Genomic DNA, 15117 nt, shown 5'->3' with positions numbered 1-15117 from the left:
ATCTTGGATCGAGTTGCGACATGCTTGCCGAAATCGCCGTAGGCCTCGCACCGTAGGGGCAGAGCTTAAGAGGGATCTTGATCTCATTCAGTAGATTGATGGCGGTAGTCATCAGACTTCCTCTAGTCTGATCAAGGCCAAATAGTCTGCTCCTGCAGCGGGGATGCACCTTAGGTTCGATTAGCGAAGCGTAATAGAGCCTAAGTGGCAGGGTTACGGCAGGTATTTATTACTTTAATTTAAATAGCCATAAATATGTAGCCACAGCCAAGTGGCCACATGCTCCATGTTATTATTTACTACATAGGCTCAAGATAGATAAATATCGTGTCTTGGCCTGTTACGGCTGGGTCGTAATACCCTCTTAGCCTGGAGTTTTTATGGCCGCTAATACCATCGGTATCGTTAACAGTCGAGACTGAACCGGAAGTCATGTCGACGACTATGGCCTGCCTTTCCCCTCCATACTCATACTTCAAAAAGTCATTGCCGTTTGACTCATCAGGGAATAAATCATCCGATTTCCCCCCGTCATTCAGATCCAGCATCTGAATGCCAGCTCCAGTATATTCGAACCGGGCTTGTCCATTATCCCAGTCGAAGACGAACTCATCACCCATTGCAAAGGTTATGGTGTCAGGATCAGCCACATCATCCAAACGCACTTTGAGGGGGATGGTTCCTATCTTGTTGATAAGTTTTACATATCTTATATCTGCCTTGTTGAAATACACATTTTGTGTCGGGTCCCAGTTTGAGTTGGAAGCAGTGCTTGCTTGTTGAACACCTGCGGCAGCTGAGGCAACGTCACTATTTTCATCAGCAATTGCATTACCGACACATACGGAGAGCAAGGCTGTCAGTATGATTTTTTTCATAATATTTATCCCAGTGGTTATCTCATCGTTCAGTATTTTTATTTGGTACTGTTATCGTACCTGCTCACAATAAATGCGCACTTGATCTTACGCAATTAAAATGAGACCTGTGTTTTTTGGTTTTCAATTTACATCACAAAAAGAAGATTAGAACCTATTGGTTGCTCAATCGTTAAGTTTTTGTACAGAGTCATCTGCTATAGGAACGTCTCAATACTTTTTTAAGTATTATTCAGTTCTGGTTATGTTAATAATTATCAGTATGTGCAATTACCATATGCGAGTTTTCCTGTAGGTGGTTTCAGTAAGATATCCATATTGAAACTACTGAGGCGGTAATTTAAAAGGCTTCTGGCATCGGAAGTTTGTAACCTGGGTAGATGTCGAGGTGGGCAGGGTATCGATCCCTCTCTTATTCGCCGAGACGAGCCACTGGTCCAGGTCGCGAGACAGGGAGTAGAGCGGCACGGGGGCTGGGATGGCCCGTCGGCCTGTGCCGCTGGACAAGCGGGTGAGCGAAAAGAACCCGACGAAGTCGGGCGGAGCGGCGGGCGAAATCTCTTCGAGGCCAAGGGCCTCGCATACCACTCGGCGAAGTAGTGCCATCATCCCCCTATCACGGAGCTGTCGATTACGCCTGACGGTTAATCGACCCTACGACGACATGGCGCTACCGGCAGCAAAAACAACAAAGGGCGCCGAGGCGCCCTTTGTTGTCAGCGGGATAGCCCGGCCATCAACCCGTGTTGCGCATGCCTGCGGCAATACCGGCGATGGTGACCATCAGCGCCTGATCCAGCTCGGGGTGCAGGGTCTCAGGGTTCTTGCGCGAGCGGCCAAGCAGCTCGACCTGCAGCACGTTGAGCGGGTCTGTGTAGGGGTTGCGCAGCTTGATGGACTCCTTGATCCAGGGCTGGTCGTCCAGCAGATCTCCCTGCGGGCGCAGCTCCAGCACCACCTGGATGGAATCGGCAAGCTCCTGACGCAGCTGCTTGCCGAGGGCCCACAGCTCTTGCGGCACCAGACGGGTGTCGTAGTACTCCGCCAGCCAGAGGTCGGCTTTCAGGAACACCATCTCCAGCATCTCGAGACGGGTGCGGAAGAAGGGCCACTGGCGGCTCATCTCGTCCAGCACGCTCTTCTGGCCGTCGGCGATGGCCTGCTGCAGCCCCTTGTGGGCACCGAGCCAGGCCGGCAGCATCAGCCGGTTCTGGGTCCAGGCGAAGATCCAGGGGATGGCGCGCAGGCTCTCGACACCGCCGTTGGGCTTGCGCTTGGCGGGACGGGAGCCCAGCGGCAGCTTGCCGAGCTCCATCTCCGGGGTGGCGGCGCGGAAGTAGGGCACGAAGTCCGGGTGGCCGCGCACTATGCTGCGGTAGTGATCGCAGGAGACGGTGGCCAGCTGCTCCATCACGGCGCGCCAGCACTCCTTGGGCTTGGGCGGCGGCAGCAGGTTCCCCTCCAGCACGGCGCTGGTGTAGAGGTTCAGGCTGTGGATGGCGACCTTGGGCAGACCGAACTTGAAGCGGATCATCTCCCCCTGTTCGGTGACCCGCAGACCACCGCGCAGGGATCCCGGCGGTTGGGACAGGATCGCCTGATGGGCGGGGGCGCCGCCGCGACCCACGGTGCCGCCACGGCCATGGAACAGGGTGAGGCGGATGTTGTTGGCTTCAGCCAGCCCCACCAGGGACTCCATGGCGGCGTACTGGGCCCAGCCGGCGGCCATCATGCCCGCGTCCTTGGCGGAATCCGAGTAGCCGATCATCACGTACTGGCGACCCTGGATGTAGCCACGATACCAGTCCACCGACAGCAGGCGATCCATCACGGCGGTGCCCGCCATCAGATCTTCCTGGGTCTCGAACAGCGGCGCCACTGGCATGCGGAACTTGCAGCCAGCTTCCTTGAGCAACAGCTGCACCGCCAGGACGTCTGAAGGGGCACCGGCCATGGAGATAATGTAGATGCCGAACGCATCCGGGTCGTGACCGGCGATCACCCGGCAGGTGTCTATGGTCTCGCGGGTCTCGTCGCTCGGTGCCCAGTCGGTGGGGATCAGCGGGCGGCGGGAGTTCAGCTCGTTGAGCAGGAAGGCCTGCTTGTCGTCCTCGCTCCACTCGGCGTAGTCCCCCATGCCGAGGTAGCGGGTCAGCTCGGAGAAGACCTGACCATGACGCTCACCGTCCTGGCGGATATCCAGCTTGACCAGATGGATGCCGAAGCAGGCCAGCTTGCGCAGCACGTCCAGCAGCATGCCGTCGGCGATGTTGCCCATGCCGCAGGCGTGCAGGGAGTGGTAGCAGAGCTCCAGCGGCTCGCGCAGCTGGGCGGTGCTCTTGATGAGATCGCGGCTCTCGCTCGCCTGACCCTGCACCTTGGCGGTGAGGAACTCCTGGGTCTCGCGCAGCTGCTCGCGCAACTCGCGCACCAGGGCGCGGTAGGGCTCGGGGTTGTCACCGACCCGGGCGCGCACGGCGTCGGTGCAATCGGACATGGAGAGCTCGGAGGTGAGCTCCTTGATGTCCTTGTAGAAGAGGTTGACCGCCATCCAGCGGCCCAGCTCCAGCACCTCGGCGGTCACCTTGGCGGTGACGAAGGGGTTGCCGTCGCGGTCACCGCCCATCCAGGAGGTGAACTTGACCGGCGCGGCATCCAGGGGCAGTCGCACACCTAGGTGGTGTTGCAGACGCTCGTCCAGGTTGCGCATGAATTCGGGAATGGCCGGCCACAGGCTGTTTTCCACCACGGCGAAGCCCCACTTGGCCTCGTCCACCGGGGTCGGACGCTGCTCGCGGATCTCGTTGGTGTGCCAGGCCTGATTGACCAGCTGTTCGATGCGATTGAGGATCTTGTCCCGCTCGCGGGGCAGCAGATCGGAGAGTTCCAGCGCTTCCAGACAGTCGTTGAGCTGGACATGCTTGTGGATCAGGGTACGACGGGTCACCTCTGTGGGGTGGGCGGTCAGCACCAGATCGATGTCCAGCTCGCGCACCGCCTGGATGATGGCTTCCTGGGAGAGGTTGGACGCCTTGAGCTTGGCGAACATCTGCTCCAGGGGATCCGGGGTGCAGACCTGCTCTTCGCAGCGGCGGGAGATGGTGTGGAACTGCTCCGCCACGTTCGCAAGGTTGAGGAACTGGCTGAAGGCGCGGGCCACCGGCAGCAGCTCGTCATCGGAGAGGGTGCGCAGGGTCTCGAGCAGGCGCTCTCTGTCTGCCTCGTTCCCCTTGCGGGAAGACTTGGCCAGTTGACGAATGGTCTCAATCTTGTCGAGGAAGGCCTGCCCCTGATGATCCTTGATGGACTTGCCCAGCAGCTGGCCCAACATGCCTACGTTGGCCCGTAGTGCGGCGTACTTTTCGTTCATTCCACATCCTTATTTTGTTGGTGCCCCCTGACCTTCCAGGCGGGAGGCGACCTCACTTATTGTTGTGCGATTACAACATATGCTCCGTCATCTTAGGGGGACAATCTACCCAGATTGTCTGCGCAAGGTCAAATAACAAGCCGATTCAGAACATGTATTTCCCTCACCTGTCCCGTCCCGGCATGTCATGTAACTTACTTACATTCCCGTCGAGCTAGACGCAGAAACGTCGGATCAGGTGCTGCAGCACCGCCGTGGTCGGTTTGACGAACGACAGATCCAGATACTCGTCCGGCTGATGGGCCTGGGTGATATGGCCCGGGCCCATCACTATGGTCTCGCAGCCAAGCTGCTGAATAAAGGGGGCCTCGGTGCAATAGTTCACTGATTGCGCGGCCCGGCCGCTCGCCTTCTCGGCCTCGCGTACCAGATCCGAGTCATCCTCGCAGGCATAGGCCGGAATGGGCTCGTGCAGGTGCTGCAGGTGCAGGCAGCCCGGCTGATGGATCTCGATGGGGGAGAGGGCTTCTTTGAGCATGCCCATCAGCTCGTCGGGGCCCACCTGGGGGGTGGGGCGCATGTCGATGTGCAGCTCGCAGCAGCCGCAGATGCGGTTCGGGCTGTCACCCCCCTGGATGTAGCCCAGATTCAGGGTGGGCTGTGGCACCGCGAATCTGTGGTCGGCGTAGCGATCCTTGAGATCCCGCTGCAGCTTGAGCACCTGGCCCATGGCTTGGTGCATGATCTCCATGGCGTTGACGCCGTTGGCGGGATCCGAGCTGTGGCCGCTCTTGCCTGTGATGCGAATGGCCTCCGACATGTGACCCTTGTGGGCCACCACGGGCACCAGACCGGTGGGTTCACCGATCACCGCATAGTCGGGTTTGATCTCGGCGGCCGCGGCGATGGCACGGGCCCCCGCCATGGTGGTCTCCTCGTCGGCGGTGGCCAGGATGCGCAGCGGCTTGCTGAGGGTGGTGAGATCGATATCTTTCAGCGCCTCCACGATAAAGGCGAAGAAGCCCTTCATGTCGATGGTGCCGAGCCCGTACAGGCGGTTGCCCTCCTCGGTCACCTTGAAGGGATCCTTGCTCCAGCCCCCTTCGTCAAAGGGCACAGTATCTGTGTGACCCGCCAGCAGCAGGCCCCCTTCCCCCTGGCCATAGGTGGCCACCAGGTTGAACTTGCCCGGCAGGTCGGGCAGCGCCGTCACCTCGCACTGGAAGCCGAGCTGGCCGAACCAGTCGGCCAGCAGCCGGATCACCGCCTCATTGCTCTGATCCCAGCGGGGATCCGTGCTGCTGATTGAGGGAATCGCAATAATATTCTTATAAAGTGAAAAAAAATCCAGATTGGCCATCAGCTCCTCCTTGCGTCCCCGGAGTGTTTCTGTTAGAAAATACAAATGCAAAGTGAGTGCATGAATATTCTGTTCGAGTGCTCATCAACAAGGCTTCTAGTTGTAAGGGAAAGTTAATGTTCTGTCACCTGATCTGTAACCGACGACGCATATCCGCCTGAATTGCCCCTCCGCACTCGTTGCATCTAAGGGGCGATAGCCGACCCCTTGCACCGCAGCACCACGCTGTGAATTTCGAACCCAGACTTGGAATACTCAAACATGCTCAATACCGTTATCGTCGGTGCCAGTGGCTACGCGGGGGCCGAACTGGCCGCACTGGTCCAGAACCATCCAGAGCTCAAGCTGTTCGGCCTCTATGTCTCCGCCGGCAGCCAGGACGCCCACAAGCGTTTCTCTTCCCTGCATCCCCAGTGGGTCGGTGAGCTGGATCAGCCGCTGCTGCCGCTGGACGAGGACGGCATGACCCGGATCCTGACCCAGGCCGATCTGGTGCTGCTGGCCACCGCCCACGAGGTGAGCGCCGAGCTTGCCCCCAAGTTCCTGGCCAAGGGGCTGCCGGTGTTCGATCTCTCCGGCGCCTTCCGGGTCAAGGATCAGGGGTTCTACGCCTCCTTCTACGGCTTCACCCACGAGAGTGAGCAGTGGCTGGACCAGGCCGTCTACGGTCTGGCGGAGTGGAATGCCGATGCCATTGCCGCCGCCCAGCTGATTGCGGTACCCGGCTGCTACCCGACCGCGTCCCTCTGCGCCCTCAAGCCGCTGCAGCAGGCCGGTCTGATTGCCGAGGGGTGGCAGCCCATCATCAACGCGGTGTCCGGTGTCTCCGGGGCCGGTCGCAAGGCCGCCATCAACACCAGTTTCTGCGAAGTGAGCCTGAGCCCCTATGGCACCTTCAATCACAGACACCAGCCGGAGATCAGCCACCACCTCGGCAAGGGGGTGCTGTTCCAGCCCCACCTTGGCAACTATGTGCGGGGCATACTGGCCACCATCTATGTGCAACTGGCGGACGGGGTGACGCAGACCCAGGTGGATCAAGCCTATCTCAAGGCCTATGAAGGCAAGCCCCTGGTGCGCCTCACCGGCCAGATGCCCTCCATCCGTGGCGTGGCCAATACCCCTTACTGCGACCTCGCCTGGCAGCAGCAGGGCAACATGCTGGTGGTGGTGTCCGCCATCGACAACCTGCTCAAGGGCGCCGCCTCCCAGGCGATGCAGTGCATAAATATCAAGTTTGGTTTTGAACCGGCCACCGGCCTGATTTAACGCTTTAAGGAAGGATCGAGAAGATGGACAAGCAGACGCTGGTAATCAAGTTGGGCGGCGCCCTGATCGAGAACGACGAGGCCCTGACCGCCCTGTTCGCCACCCTGAAAACCTTCCTGGACGATCAGCACCGTCCCCTGGTGCTGGTGCACGGTGGTGGCTGCCTGGTGGATGACCTGCTCAAGGGGCTGGGGATGACCTCCACCAAGAAGAACGGCCTGCGGGTCACCCCGTTCGAGCAGATCCCCTTCATCGCCGGGGCCCTGGCGGGCACCGCGAACAAGATGATGATGGCCAAGGCCATCGCCACCGGCATCCCTGCCGTGGGGCTCTGCCTCGCCGACGGCGGCCTGTGCCAGGTGACCCAGCTCGATCCGGATCTCGGCGCCGTCGGTGACTGCCAGCCGGGCAACCCGGCGCTGGTGGCCGGCATCCTGGGACAGGGCTTCCTGCCGGTGGTGAGCTCCATCGGCATCACCGCCGACGGTCAGCTGATGAACGTCAACGCGGATCAGGCGGCCACGGCGATTGCCGAGGCGCTGGGCGCCGACCTGGTGATGCTCTCCGACGTGAGCGGCATCCTGGATGGCAAGGGCAAGCTGGTGCCGCAGCTGGACAAACAGAGCGCGCTGGACCTGATGGAGAAGGGCGTGATTCGCGATGGCATGGCGGTGAAGGTGAAGGCCGCCCTGCATGCCGCCGAGACCCTGGGCAAGCCGGTCTGTGTCGCCAGCTGGCGCTACCCGGACCAACTGCTCAAGCTGCTGGCGGGCGGCGCCGTCGGCACCCAAGTCACCCTCTAACCCTGGCCGGAAAAAGGAACATCCGATGCAACATCTTCTGAAAGACAGCGACTTGAGCAAGGCCCAGATAGAGGCGCTGATCGCCCTGGGCAAATCGGTCAAGGCGGACCCCAAGAAGTACGGCCAGGCGCTGGCAGGCAAGAGCGTGGTCACCCTGTTCGAGAAGCCCTCCCTGCGCACCCGGGTCACCTTCGACATCGGCATCGCCCGGCTGGGCGGTCACAGCGTCTACCTGGATCAGCAGAACGGCGCGCTCGGCAAGCGGGAGTCGGTGAAGGATTTCGCCGCCAACCTGTCGCGCTGGTGTGACGCCATAGTCGCGCGGGTGTTCGATCACCAGACCCTGGTCGAGCTGGCGGAGCATGGTTCTGTGCCCGTGGTGAACAGCCTGTGCAACCTCTACCACCCCTGCCAGGGGCTGGCGGACTTCATGACCATCAGCGAGCACTACAGCGATCTCTCCAAGGTGAAGCTGGCGTATCTCGGCGATGGCAACAACGTCAGCCACTCCCTGCTGCTGCTGGGGGCGACCCTCGGCACAGACGTGACCCTGGTCTGCCCCAAGGGCCACGGCCCGGATACCCAGATCTTCCTGCAGGCCCAGGCGCTGGCGGCGCAATCCGGCGCACACATCAACATCAGCGATGACGTGGGCGCCATCGAAGGCTTCGACGTGGTTTATACCGACACCTGGGTTTCCATGGGTGACAACACACCAATGGAGCAGGTAAAAGATATCTTCATGCCTTATCAGATCAACCAGGCCCTGCTCGATCGCACCGGCATCGCCCACGTGCTGCATTGTCAGCCGGCGCATCGGGAACTGGAGATCACCTCGGAGGTCATGGACGGACCAGCCTCCCTCATCATGGATGAGGCAGAAAACCGGATGCATATCCAGAATGCCGTGCTGCTGACGCTGTTGGGTCATAAATAAGCCGGCGACCGACCCTGAATCACAACCTTATCGAATCATCACGGAGAGAAGTAAATGAGCGGAATCAACAAGATCGTACTGGCTTACTCGGGCGGACTGGATACCTCGGCCATCATTCCCTGGCTCAAAGAGAACTACGATGCGGAGATCATCGCCTTCGTCGCCGACGTGGGCCAGGAGCGTGACGATCTGGAAGGGATCGAGCAAAAAGCCCTCGCCTCCGGCGCCACCAAGTGCATCGTCAAGGATCTGCGGGAAGAGTTCGTCAAAGAGTACGTCTATCCGACCCTGAAGACAGGCGCCGTCTACGAAGGCACCTACCTGCTGGGCACCTCCATGGCCCGTCCCATCATCGCCAAGGCGATGGTGGAAGCGGCCCTGGCGGAAGGGGCCGACGCCATCTCCCACGGCTGTACCGGCAAGGGCAACGATCAGGTGCGCTTCGAAGGCGCCGTGGCCGCCCTGGCCCCCCAGCTGAAGGTCATCGCCCCCTGGCGTCTGTGGGACATGCGCTCCCGTGAAGATCTGCTGGCCTATCTGGAAGCCCGCAACATCCCCTGCAAGGCGACCCTGAAGAAGATCTACAGCCGCGATGCCAACGCCTGGCACATCTCCACCGAGGGTGGCGAGCTGGAGAGCACCTGGAACGAGCCGTCCGAAGCGGTCTGGCAGTGGACTGTCTCCGCCGAGCAGGCGCCGAACGAGCCGGAATACGTCAAGCTGACCGTGGCCCAGGGCGAAGTGGTCGCCGTTGACGATCAGCCGCTGACCCCGCACCAGATCCTGATGACCCTGAACGAGCGTGCCGGCAAGCACGGCGTGGGCCGTATCGACATCACAGAGAACCGCATGGTGGGCATGAAGTCCCGTGGCTGCTACGAGACCCCGGGTGGTACCGTGATGGTCGCTGCGCTGCGGGCCGTGGAAGAGCTAGTCTTGGATCGCCCCACCCGCGCCTGGCGCGAGAAGCTGGGTGCCGAGTTCTCCCACCTGGTGTATGACGGTCGCTGGTTCACCCCGCTGTGCAAGGCCATTGTCGCCTCCGCCAACGCCATCGCCGAGGATCTCGATGGTGAAGTGGTGCTGAAGATGTACAAGGGTCAGGTCACTGCGGTGCAGAAGAAGTCGCCGAACAGCCTCTACTCCGAAGACTTCGCCACCTTCGGCGCCGACGAAGTGTACGACCAGAGCCATGCCGAAGGCTTCATCCGTCTCTACACCCTGGCCAGCCGGATCCGCGCCATGAAGGAGCAGCATCAGGCCATCGGCGGTGACCACACCCACGGCTAACCCTCGAGGTTTCAAGCCGCAGACAACCGGTGAGGGGGCTTGGCCCCCTCACTTATAAGCGGCGACCGGATTCCCTCGTCTGTAAGCGGGGGAAGGATAACCGATGAGCTGTGACAAGAGCGGCAGCGCCCGGGCCGCGTCTGTGAGATAACAGGGGCGGCTTTCAATGAGGGGTGTGCTTTGCCCCCTTCTCCGCTTGCGGGAGAAGGGTTGGGGATGAGGGGGAAATTGCCCTCACCCTAGCCCTCTCCCAAAGGGAGAGGGCACCGGTTCGCAGTTACTTGATGTGACAGCAGCAACATCGCTCGCTACCGCACTGTCATGCAGATAAACAGGGCACGATTTCAAGCTCGACGGCGCAAGGCGCCGCCGACAACGCATTCAAGGAGAGCAGTATGGCACTTTGGGGTGGACGCTTCAGTCAGGGAGCCGATAGCAGGTTCAAGCAGTTCAACGATTCGCTGCGGTTCGATTACCGGTTGGCGGAGCAGGATATTCAGGGCTCCATGGCCTGGGCCCGTGCGCTGGTGAAGGTGGGCGTATTGACCGCCGATGAGCAGGGCAAGCTGCAACAGGCGATGGAGGTGCTGCTCGCCTCCGTGCAGCAGGATCCCCAGCAGATCCTGAGCTCGGACGCCGAAGACATCCACTCCTGGGTCGAGGGCAAGCTCATCGATGCCGTCGGCACCCTGGGCAAGAAGCTGCACACCGGCCGCTCGCGCAACGATCAGGTCGCCACCGACCTCAAACTCTGGTGCAAGGCACAGGGCGAGCTGCTGCTCGGCTCCATCACGGCGCTGCAACAGGGGCTGGTCGCCTCGGCGCGCGCCAACCAGGCTGCCGTGCTGCCCGGTTACACCCATTTGCAGCGGGCCCAGCCGGTCACCTTCGCCCACTGGGCGCTGGCCTATGTGGAGATGCTTGAGCGGGACCATTCCCGTCTGCAGGATGCCCTCAAGCGCCTCGACACCAGCCCCCTCGGCTGCGGCGCCCTGGCGGGCACGGCGTACGCCATCGACCGTGAGGCGTTGGCGCTGGACATGGGCTTTGGCGGCGCCACCCGCAACAGCCTGGATTCTGTGTCGGATCGGGATCACGTGGTGGAGTTGATGCACGTGGCGTCCCTCTCCATGGCGCACCTGTCGCGCTTTGCGGAAGATCTTATCTTCTACAACACCGGCGAGGCTGGCTTCGTGGAGCTCTCCGATGCGGTCACCTCGGGGTCGTCGCTGATGCCCCAGAAGAAGAACCCGGATGCCCTTGAGCTCATTCGTGGCAAGACCGGCCGGGTGGTCGGCGCCCAGATGGGCATGCTGATGAGCCTCAAGGCGCTGCCGCTGGCCTACAACAAGGACATGCAGGAAGACAAGGAAGGGCTGTTCGACGCCCTCGACACCTGGCACGACTGCCTCGACATGGCGGCCCTGGTGCTGATCGATCTGAAGGTCAATGGCGAGCGCACCATGGCGGCGGCCCAGGGTGGCTACGCCAACGCCACCGAACTGGCGGATTACCTGGTGGCCAAGGGGATCCCCTTCCGCGAGGCGCACCATATCGTCGGCGAGACCGTGGTCTACGCCATCGGCGTGAAGAAGCCGCTGGAAGATCTCTCTTTGGCGGAGTTCCAGCGTTTCAGCCCGGTGGTGGGGGAGGATGTCTATCCGAACCTGGAGCTGGAAGCGACCCTGGCCAAGCGGGTCGCCAAGGGCGGTGTCGCCCGGGAGCAGATAGAAGCGGCCCTCACCGCCGCCGAAGCCTGGCTGGCCAAGCGGGCGGGCTGAGTCGAACCTGCCCGGACGAGTGAACAACGGCAACCCTATGGTTGCCGTTTTACTGCCTTGAGGTTCCTTCAGCTCATATGGCGAGCCGCCATCTGAGCGTTGGCACTGCCATAGAGCATGAGTGGGCTTGAGTCGCAAAAGGAAAATTGCAGCATGACAGTACTGATATTGCCCGGGATCGGAAATTCGGGAGCAGACCATTGGCAGAGTCACTGGGAGCAAGCCAACCCCCATTATGTGCGCGTCGAGCAGCGTGATTGGGACAGCCCCCATTGTGCCGACTGGGTGGCGTCACTGGAGGCCAGCGTCAAGTCCCATGGGGAAGAGACGATTTTGGTTGCCCATAGCCTGGCCTGTCTGCTGGTTGCCCATTGGGCGGCGCAGACGACGTTAAAGATCAAGGGTGCCTTGCTGGTTGCAGTGCCCAATCCGCAAGGCCCGAACTTTCCAGCGCAGGCGACGGGATTCGCGCCACTGCCACGGAAGGCTCTGCCATTCGCCTCCATGGTCATTGCCAGTACCGATGATCCCTATGGCGCAATCGCCTATGCAGAGCAGTGTGCGGCAGTCTGGGGGAGCGAGCTGGTCAATGTTGGCGAAGCCGGTCATATCAATGGCGCCAGCGGGCTGGGTTCCTGGCCAACGGGTCATGACTTGCTAAATGCGCTGACCCTGTCCTGAGTGCGGCGCATATAGTTGCATCGCTGTCATCAGCCATGGGAGGGAGAACCTGCTCTCTCTCCTGCTTCGCCCAGGAGAGCCATCTTAACCATCATCGGGTGATGCATCTCCCTGGCTGTGGGAGAGTATCAGCGCCCATGTTGCCCGTGCGGATCGCAGGCCTGCCATTGTCCAGGGAGCCGTCATGTCTCTTCCCCCTCACTTCGAAGCCCCCATCCCGAGGCCATGCACGAGCTGATGCGCGCCCGCTCTCTGGAAGATGGCGGATGCACCGCGAGACTATCTCGAGGCCATGGTGCAGGCCGTGGTAGGGGTGGAGACAGGGATCGACTGCCTGGTTGGCAAGTCCAAGCCGAGCCAGAACAAGGAGGTGGGGGACCGGCTGGGGGCGGTGATGGCTCTGGGCAATAGCGACAGGGGCGAGCTGGCCAGCAGCTATGGCAGCAAGTCTTCTCAGCCCTTGCGGGCATTGGCCCGATGCACGGCGTCGAGAAGCAGTGCCTGCAACTGGCGCTCGGCCTCGCTGGATTGGTGGTTGGCGCTGAGCAGGGCGACCCCCAATGTGCCCACTGACGGCAGCACGCTGCCGAGGGTCACCAGACTGGCCGGCATGCCGATGGTGGATCGCACCGTGAGCCCGAGCCCTGCCTGCAAGGCCGCCCAAATCCCCCCTAGACTCTGGCTGGTGAAGGCGATGCGCCAGGGGATCCCGGCCTCGTCGAGGGCCCGGGTGGCCCGTGATCGCATCAGGCAGGGGGCATCGAAGACCACCAGGGGCAGAGGCTCCCCCCGTGCCAGCAGAGGGGCGAGCTCCCAGTCCGGGTGCGCTATCCACTGCAGTGACACGAGATCGATGAGCCGGGCATCCATCCCCTCATCCTGTGGCTGCCAGGTCAGGGCCATGTCGAGGCTGCCCTCCTTGATCCCCTTTGTCAGCGGCCCATTGCGATCGATGCGGGTCGTCATGCGCAGCCCGGGATGCAGGCGACAGAAGGGCCCCAGCACAGCCGGCAGCAAAGATTCGCCAAAGTCCTCCTGTACCCCCAGCCTGAGCTCCCCTTGCAGCAGCTCCCCCTTGAGGGCGCGCACGGCCTCGTCATTGAGATCCAGCAGCCGTTTCCCATAGCCCAGCAGCAGCTCGCCCTGGGGGGTCGGGACCAGGTGGCGCCCGCTACGAGCGACCAGCGCCGTGCCGCATTGCTGCTCGAGTTTTTTCAACTGGGCGCTGACCGCCGAGGTGGAACGACATAGTCGCTGCGCCGCCAGCGCAAAGTTGCCGCACTCCATGCCGACGACATAGCTGCGCAGGGCATCGAGATCCAGGTTCAGGGGAATGGGTGTCATAATTATCCTGATAATCGGGATTGATGGTCTTTGATATTTCGATTTTCTAAATTGTAGCAGTGGGAGAGAGTGGCTTCACCATCCAAGGAGATTGCCATGACCCATCCTGTTCTTGATCGTGACGACCTGGCGCTGGTGGCGCCGAGACTGTCCCAACTGGCGGAAGACACGCTGTTTGGCGATATCTGGCAGCGGCCGGCCCTGTCAGCCCGCGAGCGCAGCCTGATCACCCTGGCCATACTGGCGTCGCTGGGGCGGGTGCAACAACTGCCGTGGCACATAGCGTTCGCCCAGCAAAACGGTCTGACACGGGATCAGCTGGAGGAGCTGTTCACCCATCTCGCCTTCTACGCCGGCTTGCCCGCCGCTGTCACCGCAGTGAGCCTGTTGCCCGCCCGCGAGGAGGCCAACCCATGCCGCTGACCCGCATCACAGTGCGCGAGGGGATGAGCGACGCGCGCCTGCAGCAGCTCTCCGCGCTCTATCACCAGACCCTGGTGGAGGTGTTCGAAGTGCCGCCGGAGGACAAGTTCCAGATCCTGGAGATCCTGCCTGCCAAGGCGCTCGTCTATCACCCCCACTACCAGACCGGCCGCCGGGACGGCGACTTCATCCTCTTCCAGATCCTGGCGGGAAAGCCGCGCAGCACTGAGGTCAAGGAGCGGCTCTATGAGCGGCTCGCCGAGCGCCTGCATGGGGAGCTGGGGATCCATCCCGACAACCTCATGGTGGTGATCCAGCAAAACGGCAGCGAGGAGTGGAGCTTCGGACGGGGTCTGATGTTCCAGCTAGGGGTGGCCATATGATCGCCATGCATTACAGATTCACCCTGCCCGCGGACTACGACATGGGGCTCATCGAGGCGCGGATTGCCAGCAATGGCGCCAGACTCGACGGCTTCCCCGGTCTGCTGTTCAAGGCCTATCTCTATGGCCGCCATGACGAGGCCGCACTGCCATGCCGAGAGAACCGCTATGCCCCCTTCTATGTGTGGCAAAGCGCCGAGGCGATGCACCGATTCCTGGCAAGCGAGGGCTTTGCGGCGCTCACCAGGCACTTCGGCTGGCCCCATATCGAGACCTGGCATCTGCTGTCAGCACCGCAGAGGGAGGATCTCGAGCAGGCCAGGGTGGCCATCTTGCGGCGCACTCCCATTGCCCCCCATGCCTGCCTGGCCGAGCTGCACACCGGGGCCATGGTGAGCGGCTGGGATCTTTCCCGCTGGCAGTGGCTGGAGGTGGATCTCTTGCCATCGCTCCCACAGGCGATGCCGGCAGGGGCCGATGCCTATCACATCGGCTACCTGGCCAAAGGGAGTCCTTTATCCTGAAAGGTGGCCGCTGTTCTCCGCTGGCGGCCAAGGCTTTCTTCGGTGGCGCTCGGCAGGCAAACTCGAGATGATGT

At 61.6% G+C, this 15117-nt stretch carries 13 protein-coding genes; 9 read left to right on the top strand and 4 right to left on the bottom strand.

Features of this window, described 5'->3' with window-relative positions; genetic code table 11:
- Positions 1-299 precede the first annotated feature (299 nt).
- The 3 genes from AC3WR3_RS12315 to argE all read right to left on the bottom strand — a co-directional run bounded on the left by AC3WR3_RS12315 (position 300) and on the right by argE (position 5608).
- Complete coding sequence (locus AC3WR3_RS12315; protein WP_492291985.1) at positions 300-878, bottom strand: hypothetical protein; 579 nt, start codon at positions 876-878, stop codon at positions 300-302.
- 736 nt (positions 879-1614) lie between these two features.
- Positions 1615-4248, bottom strand: a complete 2634-nt coding sequence (gene ppc / locus AC3WR3_RS12310) for a phosphoenolpyruvate carboxylase (RefSeq protein WP_492291984.1) — start codon at positions 4246-4248, stop codon at positions 1615-1617.
- 214 nt (positions 4249-4462) lie between these two features.
- Positions 4463-5608 (bottom strand): acetylornithine deacetylase, encoded by a 1146-nt coding sequence (gene argE / locus AC3WR3_RS12305; RefSeq protein ID WP_139433966.1) that lies wholly within the window; start codon positions 5606-5608, stop codon positions 4463-4465.
- A gap of 261 nt (positions 5609-5869) precedes the next feature.
- On the opposite strand from argE, the gene argC reads away from it, so the two are divergent.
- The 6 genes from argC (at position 5870) to AC3WR3_RS12275 (ending at position 12369) form a co-directional block, all read left to right on the top strand.
- Entirely contained in the window at positions 5870-6877 is a 1008-nt protein-coding gene (gene argC / locus AC3WR3_RS12300; RefSeq protein WP_139433967.1) for an N-acetyl-gamma-glutamyl-phosphate reductase, read from the top strand.
- Between the two features lie 23 nt (positions 6878-6900).
- Positions 6901-7680 (top strand): acetylglutamate kinase, encoded by a 780-nt coding sequence (gene argB, locus AC3WR3_RS12295; RefSeq protein ID WP_005324857.1) that lies wholly within the window; start codon positions 6901-6903, stop codon positions 7678-7680.
- Positions 7681-7705: 25 nt separating this feature from the next.
- Positions 7706-8617, top strand: coding sequence for an ornithine carbamoyltransferase (locus tag AC3WR3_RS12290; protein WP_265435158.1), 912 nt, complete (start codon positions 7706-7708; stop codon positions 8615-8617).
- A 54-nt stretch (positions 8618-8671) separates the two neighbouring features.
- A complete protein-coding gene (locus AC3WR3_RS12285; protein WP_202047235.1) occupies positions 8672-9907 on the top strand; it encodes an argininosuccinate synthase in 1236 nt (411 codons plus the stop codon).
- A gap of 395 nt (positions 9908-10302) precedes the next feature.
- Entirely contained in the window at positions 10303-11688 is a 1386-nt protein-coding gene (gene argH / locus AC3WR3_RS12280; protein ID WP_492291983.1) for an argininosuccinate lyase, read from the top strand.
- Positions 11689-11841: 153 nt separating this feature from the next.
- Positions 11842-12369 (top strand): RBBP9/YdeN family alpha/beta hydrolase, encoded by a 528-nt coding sequence (locus AC3WR3_RS12275; RefSeq protein WP_492291982.1) that lies wholly within the window; start codon positions 11842-11844, stop codon positions 12367-12369.
- A gap of 453 nt (positions 12370-12822) precedes the next feature.
- Here AC3WR3_RS12275 and AC3WR3_RS12270 read toward each other — a convergent pair whose 3' ends face one another.
- Positions 12823-13713 (bottom strand): LysR substrate-binding domain-containing protein, encoded by an 891-nt coding sequence (locus tag AC3WR3_RS12270; RefSeq protein WP_492291981.1) that lies wholly within the window; start codon positions 13711-13713, stop codon positions 12823-12825.
- Between the two features lie 96 nt (positions 13714-13809).
- Between AC3WR3_RS12270 and AC3WR3_RS12265 the strand changes: the two genes are divergently transcribed.
- From AC3WR3_RS12265 to AC3WR3_RS12255, 3 genes are read left to right on the top strand one after another with little or no spacing between them, the layout of a single operon-like run.
- Positions 13810-14136: a carboxymuconolactone decarboxylase family protein gene (locus tag AC3WR3_RS12265; protein WP_139433974.1), complete on the top strand. Its 327-nt coding sequence runs from the start codon at positions 13810-13812 to the stop codon at positions 14134-14136.
- The gene (locus AC3WR3_RS12260; protein WP_492291980.1) at positions 14127-14519 is read left to right on the top strand and encodes a tautomerase family protein; all 393 of its coding nucleotides are present in this window, start codon (positions 14127-14129) and stop codon (positions 14517-14519) included. Before AC3WR3_RS12265 ends, AC3WR3_RS12260 begins: the two co-directional genes overlap by 10 nt.
- On the top strand, positions 14516-15043 hold the full coding sequence (locus tag AC3WR3_RS12255; RefSeq protein ID WP_492291979.1) for a DUF4865 family protein: 528 nt from the start codon (positions 14516-14518) through the stop codon (positions 15041-15043). Before AC3WR3_RS12260 ends, AC3WR3_RS12255 begins: the two co-directional genes overlap by 4 nt.
- The last annotated feature ends 74 nt before the right edge of the window (positions 15044-15117 follow it).

This window comes from Aeromonas sp. EU05-FHT14A05 (assembly GCF_058791175.1).
Note: the sequence above shows the minus strand (reverse complement) of the source record. Positions and strands in the feature narration are given on the sequence as shown.